The following is a 17,697-nucleotide window of genomic DNA, read 5'->3' on the forward strand; positions in this document are numbered from 1 at the left end:
ATGACCTTCTTCAATCAGGTGAAATATGACTATTTACAGAGGATACGGAGCTACCGGTTTCTTATCATTATGGCCGTGAGCTTGGCACTTGGGTTTCTATTCATCCCAGCTGCTGATGCTACCTATGAAACCGTTACCGTCGGTACATACAAGGGTGTCTATAACTCGGCATGGATAGGCGTAGTATCGGCTGTTATGGCCAGCACCTTCGTGAGTTTATTGGGGTTTTATGTAATCAATAGTAACCTGAGCAAAGACATTGACTCTAAAGTGGGTCAGATCATTGCAACGACTCGTGTCTCAAATTTTGGATATCTATTTTCAAAAGTAACGAGCAACTTTCTAGTACTCTCTACCATGATAGCAGTTATGTTAGGGATGAACGTGGGATTGTTTTTTCTCTATGGTTCTGAATTTTCATTCGAACCACTCCAGTTCATTCTACCCTACCTATTTATTCCTATCCCCGCCATGTTTCTTGTTGCCAACTTGGCCGTGGTACTAGAGGTGATCTTTAAACAGAAATCTACCTTACAAAATGTGTTTTACTTCTTATTGATCGCGATCGCCTTTGCTCAAAATGTAAAAACCGATGGCTCTAAAGGAATAGACCCATTCGGCACCCGATTAGGTACGGCTGATATGATATCGCAGGTGAATGACCTGAGTGACGAAGAAAAAGTATCTCAATTGAATATTGGTTTTAGACTTGGCAATAAGCAAGAAACAAAGCCCTTTGTGTTTGAGGGCATCTCACTTTCCCTAGTCAACGTAGCCGGCAGATTCATTTGGATGATAGCCGGGGTTCTATTGACTTTCGCTGTATCAAGATCATTCCATAGGTTTGATTTAAAGGAGCACCTCAAAAGAAAGAAGCAGAAAAAAGCAGTACTGGATGTACTGCCCATTGCAAATCTCGATTTAAGTGTACTCCCCAAAGCCGACACCTCCTACTCTCTGTGGCCCCTCTTGAAGACTGAGTTCCTACTTTTAATCCGACAAGGCAGTCGATGGTTATGGATGCTCAACCTAGTAGGCATAGCACTTTTAGCATTTCTCGATTTGAAGGTAGCTCATACCATTATACTGCCTATACTATGGTTTTTACAAGTAAGCCGATGGTCACAATTAACGACGAAAGAACAATTCTATAATGTCCATCAATTCACTTTTGCGGCTTACAAACCAATTTCGAGGGTTTATGCTTCTCAACTCATTGCCGGAATAGCGCTTGGTATACTTATAGCGTTACCATTAGTCCTCCGTCATTTAACTGCTGGTGATTTGAATCAAGCAATAGGGCCTATTTTGGGAAGCGTTTTTATTGTTGGCCTTTCTGCGATTTCAGGTATCATCAGTCAGGGTAAAAAGCTCTTTGAAATACTTTTCTTCTTCTTGAGTTATGGCAATGTCAATGGAATTCCATTTCTGGACTACTTTGCTGGAATGCACTCTAGCCTAGACTATTTAGGAAGTCTCCTAATGGTATGTACGGCATTAATTGGCCTGAGTATCATAAGTAGAAAAAAGCAACTCCGAAGCCTATGACTCTTTACGCTAGGATAAACACAATGGTCAGGTAAGTCGATACTAAAAATGACTTGATTTATTAATCGTCCAAACCCGCTAATTTGGCAAAATGAATAAGGTCTTTAGTGTGCTCTAAATGTAACTTTCCGAGTAAGTTTTTTCGAAGGGTGTCTACTGAAAAGCGTACGAGCATAAGTGCGTCCGCAATCTCTTGGATAGTCTTGCCTTTTGCAAGCAACTTCAATACCTCAATATCTCGGCGAGTCAAATGTTCCCATAAAGCCGACCGGTAGGCTTCATTTTCAATATTCTTACCGACGGCTGCCCCCCTTAATTCGGTATAATAAGAATTATCACCTGGTAACAGATGATCAGTACCTTTTTGAAAATCAGGGTAATATGTTAAGAACTGTTTCTTAAAGTGGTCAAAACTTTCGAGTGACTTTCCCTCCATCTTAAAAATCTCATTAACCGTTTCATAGACCTTCTCTGGTGCTATTTTACCTTGTAGTTCCTGTGCTTTTTTTTCTTTTACATGAGCAAAGGTCTCTTGCATTCGTGCTTGTGAACCAGGCTCCGACTGATATGGTGGTAGTTCGACAAGCTCTAGACGAGATTCAATCTCAGCTTTCAGTTCCGAAATCTCTTCTCTAATTCGTTGCCCTGTGTAAACTATTGCTCTATTAAGGTTATCGAAAAAGAGATTGAGATCGCTGTCAATATCCAACAGAATATGGCCATCCGACAAATCTCTGTATAACAGCAACTGCGCTGAACCCGTAACTCCTTCTATGCCTGGCAATAAACGTAGAAGTTCTTGCTTGCTAAAGGGCATACTATTAGTATGGCCGACGAGGCTTTCAGCTTCAAACTGACCTGGTACCTGGTATTTAGACTCCCAGTACTCCAAGAATGATTTATCATAATTGTCGTTTTCTTTCTCTAAGAAGGTTAGTTTCATTCTTCGGGCTGAAACCCTCATTAAAAGACCAAAATCTTTCCTCAGTTCTTTATTAATGGAATTAGGTACATCCGAAGTTGATAACACTACCCCCCTAAGTGTATTACCTAGAATCGGGTCGGGAAGCTCGCTATCTACACAATATGTATACGTCCTTACCCATGAGTTCGTCCGCGCTAACTGAATTCTCCACCTACTAGCTCGACTGGGCTCTTGATAAGGCTCTTGCATATAATAAATCACCAATTTGTCCTTATAATGGAGTTCATCCATTGCCGTAGCAACAGGTATTGCCCAATTATTTAACTGAGGGCAATAAAATCTTCTGACTACTTTAAGATCATCAGCTTCTTTGAAAAACAATTCACTACTTGATTGATCTATTAGTTCTTCTTCGTTCCAAACTAATTTTGCCACCTCCACAATGGTCTGATCTTTTTCAATAAGAATGCTCGGAATATCTTTTATGAATTCAAGGGCACTTGGTATAAAATCTTCTTCGGGTTCTAAAAAAGTATCTAATGAATGATCTTCGATGAAGGCTTCATAATCAAGCTTACTACATAATTTTAGTTCAATCTTTTCGGTCATCTTTAAGTGCTATTTTTTTATGCCAATCAATTCTCAGGCCAAAATAGGTAGGTATATAATCCGCACCTCCGCAATCATCAGTATGAACCCCTTCGTAACCTTCCCATTGGACTTCTCGTCATAAATATGTTATTTGTTCTTTGATTAGAAAACAAATCATTTATGCCACAAGAAACCATTAGCACTCAAGAAGAAATAGTTTTGCTTAGCGTTGGCAGTCTAGAGCCAGAGGCTTATGCTTATGGTATTCAAAAGGAGATCAAGCTTCAGGCGAATCTTAACTGGTCCATTGGCACAATACACACAATTCTTTATCGGCTGGATAAAAAGGGACTTGTCAAATCAGAAATGGGTGGCTCTTCTGAAAAGCGAGGTGGACGAAGTAAAAGGCTTTATAGCCTCACTGCAAAAGGTTTTCGAAGTGTAGAAACCATACAGGAAACTCGACAGGCTATGTGGAGTAAATTGGTGACAAACAGGCCCTCTTTCTAGGTGGGCTCTCGATCAACATATAAGCCCCCAAAACTGGCCACCTCTTTACTGGCTAGATTTTTAGACGATCGGTGGTGGCAGGAGTTGGCGGGTGATTTAGAAGAACAATTTCAAGACTCTTTGGAGAGTAAGGGTCTAAAAAGAGCCCAACTCATTTATTGGTTAGAAGTAATCAGACTGCTCAGACCACACCTTTTTAAACGAACAAAACAACATACTCGAATTATGATGACAGGGAATCACATAAAAATTTCATATCGGAATTTGAAGAAAAATAAGGTGTACGCGACCATCAATATTCTAGGTTTATCCATTGGTATTGCCTGCGTTATGCTCATAGCGGTGTATGTGAAGTACGAAACCTCCTATGACAAATTTTTTAAGGATAGTGATAGAATCTATAGAGCCGCCTTAGAAAGAGTTTACCCAGGTAGAATGAAAATGTTTGGCACCTCATCTATCATGTTGGCGCCTACCCTCCATGAAAATTATCCGCAAGTTGAAGCTGTCACTCGACTACACAGATTGTTTTTTGCCAATGAGGTCCCCGTAGCTTTTCCCGACAATGACAAAACTTTTATGGAGACTCGTTATTTGTATGGTGACTCCCTCTTTTTTAAGGTATTCTCTTATGAATTTGTCGCTGGCGATCCAAATACCGCGCTAAATCGTGCAACGGATGTGGTTTTAACAGAATCGACTGCCATAAAGTACTTTGGAACAACGGATGTGGTTGGAAGAGAACTGATTGTTTCTCCTGGCACAAGGCGCGTTTCTGGAGTAATAAAGGACAACCCTGCTAACTCTCATATTCACTTTGATTTATTGGGATCTATCAGATCGGTGGGTGCATTGATCAATGCTGCTGAGATTGGTAGTTGGACAAACCCATGGGTATATACTTATCTCAAACTGAGGCCTGACATAGATCCGAAGACCTTCGAACTTGAATTTTCAAACCTTGTAGATACTTATGGTGGCGCAAACATCGCTCAAGGCGCTGGTACAGATTGGAAGGCCAAAGGGCATGCATTTAATTATTTTCTACAGCCCATCGAGTCAATTCACTTAGAATCCCAACTTGATGTGGAAGTAGAACCCAATAGTGATATCACCTACGTTTACATCATATCAATCGTAGCGCTAATAATTCTAACCATTTCAAGTATCAATTTTGTCAACCTATCGATAGCAAGGTCTACCGAAAGGGCAAAAGAAGTGGGGATAAGAAAGGTTATGGGCTCTCAGAGGTCGGCATTGATTTCTCAGTTTTTGACAGAATCAATCTTTATATGTCTGCTAGCTTCAATCCTATCCATTGGTTTGGTCTATATCACCATACCTCAATTCAATCAAATCTTAGGCACATCACTCAGCTTTTCAACTATACTTCAGCCAATCATAATGGTGATTCTTCTAGCCTTTATTTTCGTCATTGGTATTATTTCTGGCTTTTATCCAGCCTTGGTCATTTCCGCACTTCAACCAAGCAAAGTGCTAAAAGGGAGCTACAAACACAGCAGCAAAGGTATTTGGCTCAGAAATGGTTTAATCATTGTCCAGTTTGTGATTTCTATTTTCATGATATCCGGATCAATTATCGTAAGCCAGCAAATGCGCTATTTGACGAATAAGGATTTAGGCTTTAATAAAGAGAACGTTTTAGTTATTCATTATACCGATGATTTAGCGGAAAACTATAATGCTTTTTCTAATGAAGTTTCTCAAATGAGCAGTGTTCACGGAGTTGGCGGATCGACTTTTATACCTGGTGAATTTATGGGAAGCGGTGTTTTTGGAGTAGATGATCCAAATGTGGACGATATCCGTGGCAACACCATTACAGCTAATCAAGAATACCTTGAAACGATGGAATTTGAGATAGTTATGGGGCGAAACTTTGACAGAACCTATAACGATTCGCTAAAGGTAATTATCAATGAAGCGACTGTGAAAGCCATGGGGGTGGAAAACCCGATCGGCATGAAATTTTTGAGTAATAATAATCCAAATACACCAACTTTTGAGTTCACCATAATTGGCGTCGTCAAAGACTATAATTATTATTCACTTCATTCCGAAATCGGCCCGTTAATGATGTTTTATGGGGTTGGGAATTTTGTCCCGAGCGTGACGGTTCTAAGGGTAAATCAAACAAATTTGGAAGAAACCATCGCACAAGTTCAAAGCAAATGGGAGTCGTTGACGGAAGAGCCCTTCAAATACTCCTTCTTAAATGATAACCTCGAGCGACAGTATGAAGCAGACAAAGCATCGACTTCAGTTTTTGACATTTTCACCTTAATCGCCATTGTTATGTCATGTACTGGACTCTTCGGTTTGGCTACTTATGTGGTCAATCAGCGGCTAAAAGAAATGAGTATTCGTAAGGTACTCGGTGCCTCTTTACCTAATATTATAAAGGTCTTTGCCAAAGACTTTATGTTGTTGATTTGTTTGGCGTTCTTTATCGGAGCACCAATAGCCTATTTTGCTTTAGACGCTTGGCTTAACAACTTTGCTTATCATATCCAAATTGGTCTTTTCGCTTTTATGCTAGCAGGTTTTATTACCGTTTTACTTGTCTTTATTACGATCGGCTACCAAGGGGTGAAAATGGCCTTAATAAATCCTACAAAGGTTTTGCGAAGCGACTGATCTGCGTTGCATACACCTGATATTCTTAGTAGCTTAACAGCGTTGAAAAAGCTTATATAGAATGAACAGACTTGCCTTTAGAAACGGAGATAAAATAGATGCCATAGGACTGGGAACATGGAAATCGGAACCAGGAGAAGTAGGACAAGCCGTAAGAGAAGCCATAAAAGTTGGCTACCGTCATATTGATTGCGCTTGGATATATCAGAACGAGAAAGAAATCGGAGATGCTTTTCAAGCCGCTTTTGGCGATGGTGATATTAGTAGAGAAGACTTATTTGTAACCTCTAAACTCTGGAATTCTTTTCACGCTGCGGAAGATGTAGAAAAAGCGGTAAGAGAATCTTTGGATGCTTTACAACTTGACTACCTAGATTTATACTTGATTCACTGGCCGATCGCCCACCAACCTGGCGTAGTATTTTCAGAAGATGCATCTGGTTTTGCTCCTATCGAAGACTATCCTATCGCGGATACTTGGAAAGCCATGGAAGCTTTAGTGGAAAAAGGGTTAGTGAAGCATATTGGGGTTTCTAATTTCAATGTAGTTAAACTTCAAAAACTGATGGAAACGGCAGTGATTGTTCCTGAAATGAATCAAGTAGAATCCCACCCATTATTAGCACAAAATGAATTACTAGATTTCTGCACGAACAATGGAATACTTTATACTGCTTACTCTCCATTAGGTTCAAGAGATAGAGCGCCTGGAATGAAAGGCGATGCAGAGCCAGATCTTTTCGAAATCGATACTTTGAAAGAGATTGCTGATAACCACAACGTTCATCCAGCACAAATTTTAATTAAATGGGCGGAAGGCAGAGGTACTGCTGTGATACCAAAATCTGTTAACCCTACGCGTCTAAAACAAAATTTAGCTTCAGCAGATATCAACTTGAGTGCTGAAGAAATGGCTTCTATCAACAATCTGGATAAAGGTTATCGTTTTCTGGATGGTAAATTTTGGGAAAGAGATGGCGGGTCTTATACCGCTGAGGAACTTTGGAATGCCTAAAATAAAAAACCCCGACCTCTAGGTCGGGGTTGGTAATCAAAAATCTATAAATCAAGTGATTATATTTTCTTGACGTCTACAGCGTTAGGTCCTTTTCTACCTTCAGCTATCTCGAAAGAAACAGAATCACCTTTTGTGATTTCGTCAATTGTACCAGAAACGTGTACAAATACCTCGTCTCCATTTTCGTCGTCAACGATGAAGCCAAAGCCTTTCTCATCATTAAAGAATTTTACGGTACCAGTTCTCATTTAAATATGTATTAAAAGATTATAAAATATTAATTGCGCCAAAAGTAATACTTTGTTTGGTATATTCAATAGCACCATGTTGAAAACAGTATTTATAGTTAGACACGCAAAGTCAAGTTGGAAGCATCCGCATCTTACTGATTTTGAGCGACCTTTAAATGGAAGAGGTAAAAGAGACTTGCCTGATATGGTCGATCGTTTCTCTCAAATGGATTACAAAATCGACTTGATTTTGACCTCTCCTGCTAATCGAGCACTGACTACAGCAATGGCATTTTCAGAGGCATTGAGCGTTCCAAAGGATCGGTTTTTAGCAAAAGAAAATCTTTACCATGCCTCCATAAGGACAATCAGGGATGAGCTCAGCCAGGTTCAAGATGACCATAATACAGTTATGATTTTTGGTCACAACCCTGCGCTTACCTCACTAATCGAAATGCTTTCGGACTTTAGCCTCTATAACCTACCTACATGTGCCATCTACGGTATTTCTTTCGAAATGAGCTCTTGGAAAAAGATCTCGAATGCATCAGGTAAAAAAGTCTATTACGACTTTCCTAAATCTCGCTTGCTATAGCTAGCAGGTACGATTATAAGATAAACTCGCTTAGGTCTTTATCTTGAACTAAGTTATCTAACCTTTCTCCAACCATTTCTTTGGTGATGACCACCTTCGCGTTTGGCGGTATTTCCTCTGGAATATCGAATAGAATATCATTTAGCAACTTACTCATCACTGTATGAAGCCTTCTCGCGCCAATATTTTCTACCTCTTCGTTGATTCTGAAGGCTAACTTCGCTAAAGCGCGGAGCGAATCGTCCGTAAATTCAAGGGAAACATCCTCAGAGTCAATTAAGGCTTCATACTGCTTTGTTAACGCATTTTTTGGCTCCTTTAAAATCTGATAGAAATCGTCTTCTGTTAGGCTATTTAGTTCTACACGAATCGGAAATCTACCTTGAAGTTCCGGTATCAAGTCAGATGGTTTTGCCACATGAAAGGCACCTGCCGCTACAAAAAGTACGTGATCCGTTTTGATCATTCCATGCTTCGTATTAACAGCACTTCCTTCTACAATTGGAAGTAGATCACGCTGAACCCCTTCACGACTTACATCTGCTCCATTGCCACCTTTCTTTCCTGAAGCAATCTTATCAATTTCATCGATAAAGATGATTCCTGTATTCTCAGCTTTCCAGATGGCTTCTTCTTTCACCTCATCCATATCGATGAGCTTAGCACTCTCCTCTTCTATCAATAGTCTTTTTGCCTCCGCAATCGTGACTTTTCTCTTTTTCTGCTTCTTAGGCAGGACATTACTTAACATGTCTTGTAAGTTAATCATGGACATTTCATCCATGCCACCACCGACCATGCCTAATCCACCCCCGTTGTTGGCTTGTACTGAAATCTCGACTTTTCGATCATCAATTTCCCCAGACCTAATCTTCTCACGGAAACGCTCACGGGTTTTTTCATTCAATTCAGCATCACTCATTTGTGCCGCTTCTTTGTCGTCTTGCTGCAAACCGATCGGCTTGGGCGCCGTCCTTACAGGTGGTATTAAGGCATCGAGAATTATATCTTCAACCGCTTGAGCAGCTTTTTCTTTTACCCCTTCTTTCTTCGATTGCTTGACAAGATTTACTGATTGTTCCACAAGATCGCGCACCATGCTTTCCACATCTCGACCTACGTAACCTACTTCAGTAAACTTTGAAGCTTCCACCTTTGTAAATGGTGCATCCGCAATCTTAGCCAATCGTCTTGCAATCTCTGTCTTACCTACACCTGTAGCACCAATCATCAGAATGTTGTTTGGTACAATTTCCTTCTGCATCTCAGACTGCACATGCATCCTTCTCCACCTGTTTCTCAAGGCAATCGCTACATTCTTTTTGGCATCTGCTTGACCAATGATGTATTTGTCAAGTTCCGCAACAATCTGTCTCGGGGTTAAATAACTATTATCAATCATCTGTTTTTTTCTTAATCAATCCACTCAGATTTAAATTCATCTGAAGGGTATTACTTCCGCCTGCCGTATGATATAAAGCTCGGCTATAAGCAAATTCAAATCTTTTTACTTTAAACATAAAGCCAAAGGAGAATCCAGCTCCTCCACTCACGTTTTCTAACTTAAGTTCTTGTCTTAGTAAATGGTTGTACGCAAATCTCAGTTGGAAATTCGGGGAGAAGAGCAACTCTGTTCCAAATACCAATCGTCTAAATATTTCTTCACCAAACCCAGGCTCCTCGTTTTCACCAAAAAGCGCATTACTCGATGGATCGAAGAAAACAGCGTCTGCCCTGACTAAATTCCGAGCTGTTGCCGAAAATCGAAATGGCATAAACTCTGGTTTAAACGATACTCCCAATTGGATATCGGTAGGCAATTGACTGCCATTATCTTCAATATAGTCTGACAATAAAAATCCCATGTTTTTTACAGTAAAACCCACCGTCAAATCCTTTTCTGGATGCTTAAAGGTTCCACCAAGATCTAGCAGGAGTGCTGACGCCTTAAACGAAGCCAAATCTGAAATGGCCAATTTAGCGCTAGCTCCAACACTGAATGGTCCAAATTTTTGACTATTGCTAATCGCAAACGCGTACTCATTTACACTGAATTCGCCATTAAGAAACCCTGCTTCATCGAAACTTTGAATGTCTCCATAATTCAAAAAATCTAAATGAATGGCCCACGTACCCAAGTCTCCAATTTCCGTGGCATAGGTCAGTGAAGTATTGGCAATATCAGCGAAATAACTCAGCCTAGATATAACCAACTGGTTTTCCATATCTGCATTTAATAATGCCGGATTAGAAATAATTTGGCCAAGGTCGTTCCAACCCGAAGTGATGTTAACGCCTCCTAATGCAGATTGTCGCGCATTATTCGGAAGGTTTAAGAATTCAAAGGCACGACTACCTCCTAACTGCGCACTAGCCGATTGCCAGATCGTACAAAGACACAATATAACCAGCAGTCGGGCTTTCTTCATAAACTCATCCTATGCATTGAAAATACACTGATTTTTACTCCTCCACTATAAATTTGACGGGATTATCTACCTTTTGAGATGTGAGGGCAATTTCTATTACCTCATTTGCCTTTTCAACAAAATGGAAGGTTAACCCTTTGATATACTGCGCGTCTATCTCGTTGATATCTTTTTCATTTCTAGCGCTCAGAATTATCTCCTTAATTCCAGCCCTCCTTGCAGCGAGAATTTTCTCTTTTATTCCTCCTACCGGCAGTACATTTCCCTTCAGGGTAATTTCACCAGTCATGGCTAATTTACTTTTTACCTTTCTCTGGGTGAAAAGGGATGTTAAAGCAGTCAACATCGTGATTCCAGCTGATGGACCGTCTTTTGGTACCGCTCCCGCTGGAACATGCATATGCAAATCATACTTATCAAATACACGATAATCTATGCCATAGTGATCGGCGTTCGACTTAAGGTAAGAAATAGCCGCCATCGCTGATTCCTTCATTACATCGCCTAATTGACCAGATAAGGTCAGTTTTCCCTTGCCTCGACTCAAACTAGATTCTATGAAAAGGATTTCTCCTCCAACCGCAGTCCACGCCAAACCGGTCACCACACCAGCAGACTTATTATCATTGTAGATTTCCTTATCAAAACGCTGTCCACCAAGTGCTTTTTCAATAAACTCAATGGTCAGTTTCTTAGGGTATTCCTCTTCAAGTGCGATGTGCTTAGCCACTTTTCTTACCACCGAACCGATCACTCTTTCCAGGCTTCTAACACCTGACTCACGCGTATATCCTTCGACGATAAACTGGATCGATTTCTTATCAAAAGTGAGATCACGTGCCTTTAGCCCATGTTCCTTTTTCTGTTTCGGGATCAAGTGACGCTTCGCAATCTCAATTTTCTCTTCAATTGTATAACCCGATACCTCGATGATTTCCATTCTATCTCGCAAAGCAGGCTGGATGGTATCCAATGAATTCGCCGTGGCCACAAAGAGTACTTTAGACAGGTCGTATTCTACCTCAAGGTAATTATCAGTGAATTCGCTATTTTGCTCAGGATCCAGAACTTCTAACAATGCCGAAGAAGGATCACCGCGAAGGTTCGCGTTTACCTTATCAATCTCATCCAGCACAAAAACCGGATTTGATGAGTTAGACTTTTTAATATTTTGGATCACCTTACCCGGCATTGCCCCAATGTAGGTTTTCCTATGGCCTCTGATCTCCGCTTCATCATGCACACCACCAAGTGACATTCTGACATATTGTCTGTCCAATGCCTTCGCTATTGATCGGCCTAAAGAGGTTTTACCAACGCCCGGAGGTCCGTATAAACAAAGGATAGGCCCTTTCAGGTCATTCTTTAATTTTAGAACGGCCAAATATTCCAGGATACGATCTTTGACCTTCTCAAGCCCATAATGATCGTCTTCTAATATCTTTTTAGCGCGCTTCAGATCGAGGTTATCTTCCGAATACTCTCCCCATGGTAAATCAACCATTAATTCAGCATAATTCATGGCGATCGGATACTCCGCTGCCATTTGATTCATGCGCAAAATTTTATCGAGTTCCTTATTGAAATGAGCAGCTACCTTATCTGGCCAATTTTTATCCTGTGCCTTTCTTCTTAATGCCTCCACTTCTTGCTCAGGACCACCGTCACCTAATTCCGTTTGAAGCACTTTCATTTGTTGCCTCAAAAAGTAGTCTCTTTGCTGCTGGTCGATGTCCGAGTGTACCTTGTTTTGAATTTCATGTTTAAGCTCCAGCATCTGGATCTCTTTCATCATGAATTGAAGCAACTTGGTGGCACGCTCAATACCATCATTTATTTCTAATAAACCCTGCTTATCCTTAGGTTCTGCATTAATGTTGGAGGACAAGAAATGCACTAGAAAACTAGGTTTTTCGATGTTATCAAGGGCTACCTGTGCCTCTTTTGGAATCTCTGGATTGAGTTTCATGATACGGTTAGCCGTATCTCTTATGGACTGTACCAGCGCCTTTACTTCTTTATTCTGACGCTGAGGAAAGTTCTCTTCCAAGTAGTTCACCTTCGCCTTGAAGAACGGTGTTTCACTAGTAAACTCACTTACTTCAAATCGCCTCTTCCCCTGTACAATAATCGTAGTATTACCATCAGGTAAAACCAACATTTTTACAATTTTAGCAACTGTACCAACCTGGAATAAATCCTTAGTTTTCGGATCATCGATCAGCGGGTTTTCTTGCGCCAATACGCCGATAATCTTATCTCCTTTGTGTGCCTGTTTTACAACTTTGATAGATTTCTGTCGGCCAACCGTTATCGGTATTAAAACACCAGGGAACAAAACGGTATTTCTTACTGCCAGAATTGGTAATTCTTCTGGAAGGTCAGACACTTTGGTACCATCTTCCTCTTCAGGGGCGATCATCTGAATAAACTCCCCACTATCTTCTTGGTTTAACTCCGCTGCCAACATGCTTCCTAATGTATTCTTGTCAATCTTCATAGTGAGGTGCCAATCTGGCACATAAGGTCAGAAAAATTAATTTGTGCTGCTATTGCAAGGGTTATGCCAACTGAAATGATGTCATGTAACACATACTAATTTTTACGAAAAACGCGTACCTTTCTTTAAAGAACGACTTTCACTCAGTTTCAATTGGTAATAAGTATGCTCAGGCGGGGCGCAATTTTTATTCTACTAATCTTTCACTGCTCTTTAGCAGTTCAAGGACAACTGTTTAAAAGGAATAAGGAAAAGAGACAAAAAAAGATTCTCCTAGATTCTGATTCTGTGAGCATTGACGTTACGGAATTGACTTTCCCCAACATAAATAAGGATCCAGTCTACCTGAATAAAAAGCTTCAGAAAAAGATCGAAAAGCTCGATAGAGAGGAGAAGTGGGAGGAACTATATCCAGAATTAAAAAAGTTCGTGTCGAACTTTGGCACTCAAAACTTCGCCCTTCAGACGTACTATATATGGAGGCTTGCCAAGCTCACAGAGGTCTTTGAGTCGCCAGAAGCCGCTAAGCCTTTATACGCTTTAGTATTGAAACACCACCGGCGTGGGTTAGATATTGGTGCTATTCTAGCCAGATATGATTCACTCAATAAAAACAAAAAGGATTACTATGTACCTCTTGAGTATTACTATGAATTAGTCGATTTCAGACGCCAAGTGGATACTTTGCTACCACCAAGAAGTGTTCTCACGAATATGGGGCCTATGGTAAACTCAAACGATGAGGATTATGCTCCTATGGTTTCCAGAAACGATTCAGTACTCCTTTTCACCTCTAAAAGAAACTCAATCAACACAGGAATTACGAAAGACATAAATGAAGATATCTTCTTTACACTTAAAGAGGGCGAACAATGGGGGAAAGCAGAAGTATTTAAAAACATTAATTCAACCTTCAACGAAGGCTCTGGATACTTATCTAAAAGTGGTAAATCTCTTATATTTTCTCGCTGTGGCTCTCCCGAGGGACTCGGTAATTGTGACCTTTACATGAGTAAATTCCAAGGTGATACTGTTTGGACAATACCCAAAAACTTAGGCCCAAAAGTTAACTCTGATGGCTGGGATTCTCACCCTACCTTAAATATTACCGAAGACACGCTTTACTTCTCATCCGACAGACGTGGAGGGTTTGGGTTAGCCGATATTTACTTTTCTACCCTGGACAAGAAAGGCAAATGGACAACTGCCCAAAACCTTGGCCCAACTATAAACACTAGAAATAACGAAGTGAGCCCTTTCTACCATTGGGAGCATAACGTACTATATTTCAGTAGTAATGGCCATTTACTCAATTTTGGAGATTATGATATCTACAAGTCATATAGAAGAACTGGTAAGTGGTCTGAACCGATCAATATTGGTCCTTTAGTGAATGGCAAAGGGACTGAGTTTTATTTCAGTATTGACCAAGCGGCTAACTTTATTTTTTATTCAAGGTCGGAAGAGGAAAGTATGAAAAACCTTGACCTATATTCTTTCCCCCTACCGATGGCCGGTCAGCCACTGGCAACCACACGTTTTTCAGGACAGATTAAGGCTTTAAAGGGGAAAGTGCCACAAAAAGCCATCGTTTCAATTATTGATTTAGATGAAGGTATAGAAGTAGCCCCAAAGTTTGCTCGAGATGACGGCACCTTCGAATTTGATTTGATTAATCAACGAAACTACTTATTGATCGTTCAGGGAGATGACTTTTTTAGACTTGAGAAGCTCTTCTTTTTAGATGGAGACACCAAATATGAGGGTATCGTGGAAAGAATAGCGAGTAAAATCGAGTTTTCAACCATTGAATTTGAAAATGCGAAAGCCGACATCCTTCCAAGCATGGAAGAGGATTTAAAAAAGGTGGTAGATTTCTTAATTGATAACCCAACCTTCAACCTTAACATTTCGGGCCATACAGATTCTAGCGGAAACCCCGTGATGAACTTAACTCTCTCGCAACGTCGAGCCGATTCCATTAAGCGATACATTCTAAACAATAGCAACATTAACCCATCAAGAATCTTTGCCATCGGTCATGGTAGCAACAAACCAATTATTAAGGAGGAAAAGACTGACGAGGACAAAAAGCTAAACAGACGCGTAGAATTCGAGATATACAGGCCGCCCGTGAGTAGAAATTAAAAAAGGAAGTCCTTAAACCTCCTTTTTTAATATCAGTTCTGTACTATTTCGCTAAATCCCAAAGAGCTTCAGAATATCATTTCCAAAAGCGAATACCATCAGCAGCAATAGAATAACCATACCTACGACTTGAGCTGCTTCGAGGAACTTAACCGAAGGGGCTTTACCCGATATCATTTCGAATAGAAGGAAGACTACATGGCCGCCGTCTAAAGCAGGAATTGGCAATAAATTCATGAAAGCAAGTATCATTGAGATCATTGCAGTTGTTCTCCAAAAGGCATTCCAATCCCAGGTTTTAGGGAAGTAATTAACAATTCCGATAGGCCCACTCATACTTCTTGGAGAAATATCACCAGTAAACATCTTACCGATAGCTTTTGCATTTAATATTACCATGTTGAAAGCCTTGGCCGTTCCAACAGGAATCGCTTCGCCGAAGCTGTATTCATCACTGTCACCATCTATACCATAAACTGATACCACAATCCCTACAGTCGAATCACTTCTAACATCTACATTGACATCAAGCTCACTATCACCTCTTTTAATTACCATCGGTACACTTCCACCCGCATTTGCTGCGACAATCGACTGGTACTGATCATAGTATTTAACTTCTTGATCACCGATTTTAACGATCCTATCCTTTGGCTGAAATGGTAAACTTTCCATCCCCTCTCCTAACTGAGTGACCTCAAATTCTCTCCTTATGTCAAAGAATCTTTGTTGAAAATCGGGGTTTTCCAAGGTCTCTATAAAACCATTAGGTATCGGAATATCTACCACGCTCCCATTCCTATCGACTGTCCAATAGGCGCCATCAGTAAGAAGTGTTTTTCCACTGTAGATATCTTCTACTCTACGATAATCCTCACCGTTGATTTTAACAATCTTATCGCCTTTTTCGAAACCTACTTCTAGGCCATATTCACCTGGTAAAATACCGATCTCCTTGGTATACTTACTTGGTGTAAATTCATCTCCTACGTTATAAGTTAGAATGATCATTGCGATCACACCTGCGACAACGTTGACAAAAATACCACCCAGCATCACGATTAATCGCTGCCAAGCTGGTTTAGACCTAAATTCCCAAGGTTGTGGTGGTTTAGCCATGGCCTCTTTGTCCATAGACTCATCTACCATTCCTGATATTTTCACAAAACCACCTAATGGAATTGCACCGAGGCCATACTCTGTCTCGCCTTTTTTGAATGAGAAAATAGTCGGTGGAAATCCAATGAAGAACTTTTCTACTTTCATCCCAAACATTTTGGCTGTCAACATATGACCGGCCTCATGTATCCCCACTAAAATTGAAAGCGCAAGCAAAAGCTGCGCTATTTGAACAACGGTTTCCATTAATTTTTATATGCGTTTGCTATTTCTCTAGTTTGTTTGTCGGACATGACATAGTCCTCATACGTTGGCTTTTTGATAAAAGATGCCTTGCCCATTGAATCTTCAATAAGGTCAGACATTTCTAGAAAGCCTATTTCATCTTTTAAAAACTTGCTAACCGCGACTTCATTAGCCGCATTTAGTATACAAGGCATATTGCCGCCTTGTTCCATCGCCTTAAAAGCGAGCCCCAGATTCCTAAAAGTCTCAGTATCTGGCTGCTCAAAAGTCAGTTCAGGATAGTCAAGGAAATTGAATCTCGGAAAATCCGATTTAATCCGCTCTGGGTAAGTCATGGCAAATTGAATGGGCAACTTCATATCCGGCAGCCCCATTTGAGCCTTCATACTTCCATCTTCGAATTGAACAATCGAATGAATTATTGACTGAGGATGAACGATAACTTCAATTTGATCCATTCGGAGGTTAAAAAGCCATTTTGCTTCTATCACTTCCAGACCTTTATTCATCAAACTTGCTGAATCGATCGTTATTTTGGCACCCATATCCCAATTAGGGTGCTTCAAGGCCTGCTCCTTCTTTACGGCTACTAAATCTTGCGAAGATTTACCTCTAAAAGGTCCTCCTGAAGCCGTAAGGATTATTTTCTCGATCGGATTATGAAACTCACCAACTAAGCATTGGAAAATTGCTGAATGCTCAGAGTCGACAGGGTAAATATTTACTGCTTTAGATTCCGCCAAAGATGTAATTAACTCACCAGCCACAACCAGTGTCTCTTTATTTGCCAACCCAATATTCTTACCACTCTCAATAGCCGAAATCGTCGGTTTAAGACCCGCATAACCAACTAGGGCTGTTAAGACTAAATCAATGACTTCAATTTGAACAACAGAATTAAGCGATTCTGCTCCAGAGTATACTTTAATGTCTAAGGAATCCAGGGCCTCAAAGACTTGATCATACAAGTTGTCATTGACAATTACCACCACGTTTGGCTTGAACTCTATTGCCTGCTTAATCAATAAGTCAGCATTGTTCATCGCTGTTAGCACTTCCACAATAAACTTGTCTGGATTCGCTCTAATGACGTCGAGCGCTTGTGTACCAATAGAGCCTGTTGAGCCAAGAATGGCGATGTGCTTTTTTGTTGACAATGGTCTTTTTTATATAATCACGG

Annotated in this window: 13 protein-coding genes; 6 read left to right on the forward strand and 7 right to left on the reverse strand. The window is 40.4% G+C overall.

The window, feature by feature from the left end:
* Positions 1 to 1,548, forward strand: coding sequence for a hypothetical protein (locus BFP71_RS02195; protein WP_069833818.1), 1,548 nt, complete (start codon positions 1 to 3; stop codon positions 1,546 to 1,548).
* A gap of 61 nt (positions 1,549 to 1,609) precedes the next feature.
* Here BFP71_RS02195 and BFP71_RS02200 read toward each other — a convergent pair whose 3' ends face one another.
* A complete protein-coding gene (locus BFP71_RS02200; RefSeq protein WP_069833819.1) occupies positions 1,610 to 3,082 on the reverse strand; it encodes a response regulator transcription factor in 1,473 nt (490 codons plus the stop codon).
* 162 nt (positions 3,083 to 3,244) lie between these two features.
* Between BFP71_RS02200 and BFP71_RS02205 the strand changes: the two genes are divergently transcribed.
* The 3 genes from BFP71_RS02205 (at position 3,245) to BFP71_RS02215 (ending at position 7,247) form a co-directional block, all read left to right on the forward strand.
* Entirely contained in the window at positions 3,245 to 3,574 is a 330-nt protein-coding gene (locus BFP71_RS02205; RefSeq protein ID WP_069833820.1) for a PadR family transcriptional regulator, read from the forward strand.
* Positions 3,575 to 6,232, forward strand: coding sequence for an ABC transporter permease (locus BFP71_RS02210; protein WP_069833821.1), 2,658 nt, complete (start codon positions 3,575 to 3,577; stop codon positions 6,230 to 6,232).
* 61 nt (positions 6,233 to 6,293) lie between these two features.
* Positions 6,294 to 7,247 (forward strand): aldo/keto reductase, encoded by a 954-nt coding sequence (locus tag BFP71_RS02215; RefSeq protein ID WP_069833822.1) that lies wholly within the window; start codon positions 6,294 to 6,296, stop codon positions 7,245 to 7,247.
* 59 nt (positions 7,248 to 7,306) lie between these two features.
* Here the strand turns inward: BFP71_RS02215 and BFP71_RS02220 are convergent, their stop codons facing one another.
* A complete protein-coding gene (locus BFP71_RS02220) occupies positions 7,307 to 7,498 on the reverse strand; it encodes a cold-shock protein (protein ID WP_069833823.1) in 192 nt (63 codons plus the stop codon).
* Positions 7,499 to 7,574: 76 nt separating this feature from the next.
* Here BFP71_RS02220 and BFP71_RS02225 point away from each other — a divergent pair, with 76 nt between their 5' ends.
* On the forward strand, positions 7,575 to 8,075 hold the full coding sequence (locus BFP71_RS02225; protein WP_088124841.1) for a SixA phosphatase family protein: 501 nt from the start codon (positions 7,575 to 7,577) through the stop codon (positions 8,073 to 8,075).
* A gap of 13 nt (positions 8,076 to 8,088) precedes the next feature.
* On the opposite strand, the gene hslU is transcribed toward BFP71_RS02225, so the two are convergent.
* Genes hslU through lon form a run of 3 tightly spaced genes read right to left on the reverse strand, consistent with a single transcriptional unit; the run spans position 8,089 to position 12,974 of the window.
* Positions 8,089 to 9,477, reverse strand: coding sequence for an ATP-dependent protease ATPase subunit HslU (hslU, locus tag BFP71_RS02230; protein WP_069833824.1), 1,389 nt, complete (start codon positions 9,475 to 9,477; stop codon positions 8,089 to 8,091).
* The gene (gene porQ / locus BFP71_RS02235; protein WP_069833825.1) at positions 9,470 to 10,504 is read right to left on the reverse strand and encodes a type IX secretion system protein PorQ; all 1,035 of its coding nucleotides are present in this window, start codon (positions 10,502 to 10,504) and stop codon (positions 9,470 to 9,472) included. The genes hslU and porQ overlap by 8 nt, the downstream gene beginning before the upstream one ends.
* 34 nt (positions 10,505 to 10,538) lie before the next feature.
* Positions 10,539 to 12,974 (reverse strand): endopeptidase La, encoded by a 2,436-nt coding sequence (lon, locus tag BFP71_RS02240; RefSeq protein ID WP_245701821.1) that lies wholly within the window; start codon positions 12,972 to 12,974, stop codon positions 10,539 to 10,541.
* 195 nt (positions 12,975 to 13,169) lie between these two features.
* Between lon and BFP71_RS02245 the strand changes: the two genes are divergently transcribed.
* Positions 13,170 to 15,152, forward strand: coding sequence for an OmpA family protein (locus BFP71_RS02245; RefSeq protein ID WP_088124842.1), 1,983 nt, complete (start codon positions 13,170 to 13,172; stop codon positions 15,150 to 15,152).
* 51 nt (positions 15,153 to 15,203) lie between these two features.
* Here the strand turns inward: BFP71_RS02245 and rseP are convergent, their stop codons facing one another.
* Entirely contained in the window at positions 15,204 to 16,517 is a 1,314-nt protein-coding gene (rseP, locus tag BFP71_RS02250; protein ID WP_069833827.1) for an RIP metalloprotease RseP, read from the reverse strand.
* Positions 16,517 to 17,674: a 1-deoxy-D-xylulose-5-phosphate reductoisomerase gene (locus BFP71_RS02255; protein WP_069833828.1), complete on the reverse strand. Its 1,158-nt coding sequence runs from the start codon at positions 17,672 to 17,674 to the stop codon at positions 16,517 to 16,519. The genes rseP and BFP71_RS02255 overlap by 1 nt, the downstream gene beginning before the upstream one ends.
* Between the last annotated feature and the right edge of the window lie 23 nt (positions 17,675 to 17,697).

Source organism: Roseivirga misakiensis (assembly GCF_001747105.1).
In the GTDB taxonomy this organism is placed as follows: Bacteria; Bacteroidota; Bacteroidia; order Cytophagales; family Cyclobacteriaceae; genus Roseivirga; species Roseivirga misakiensis.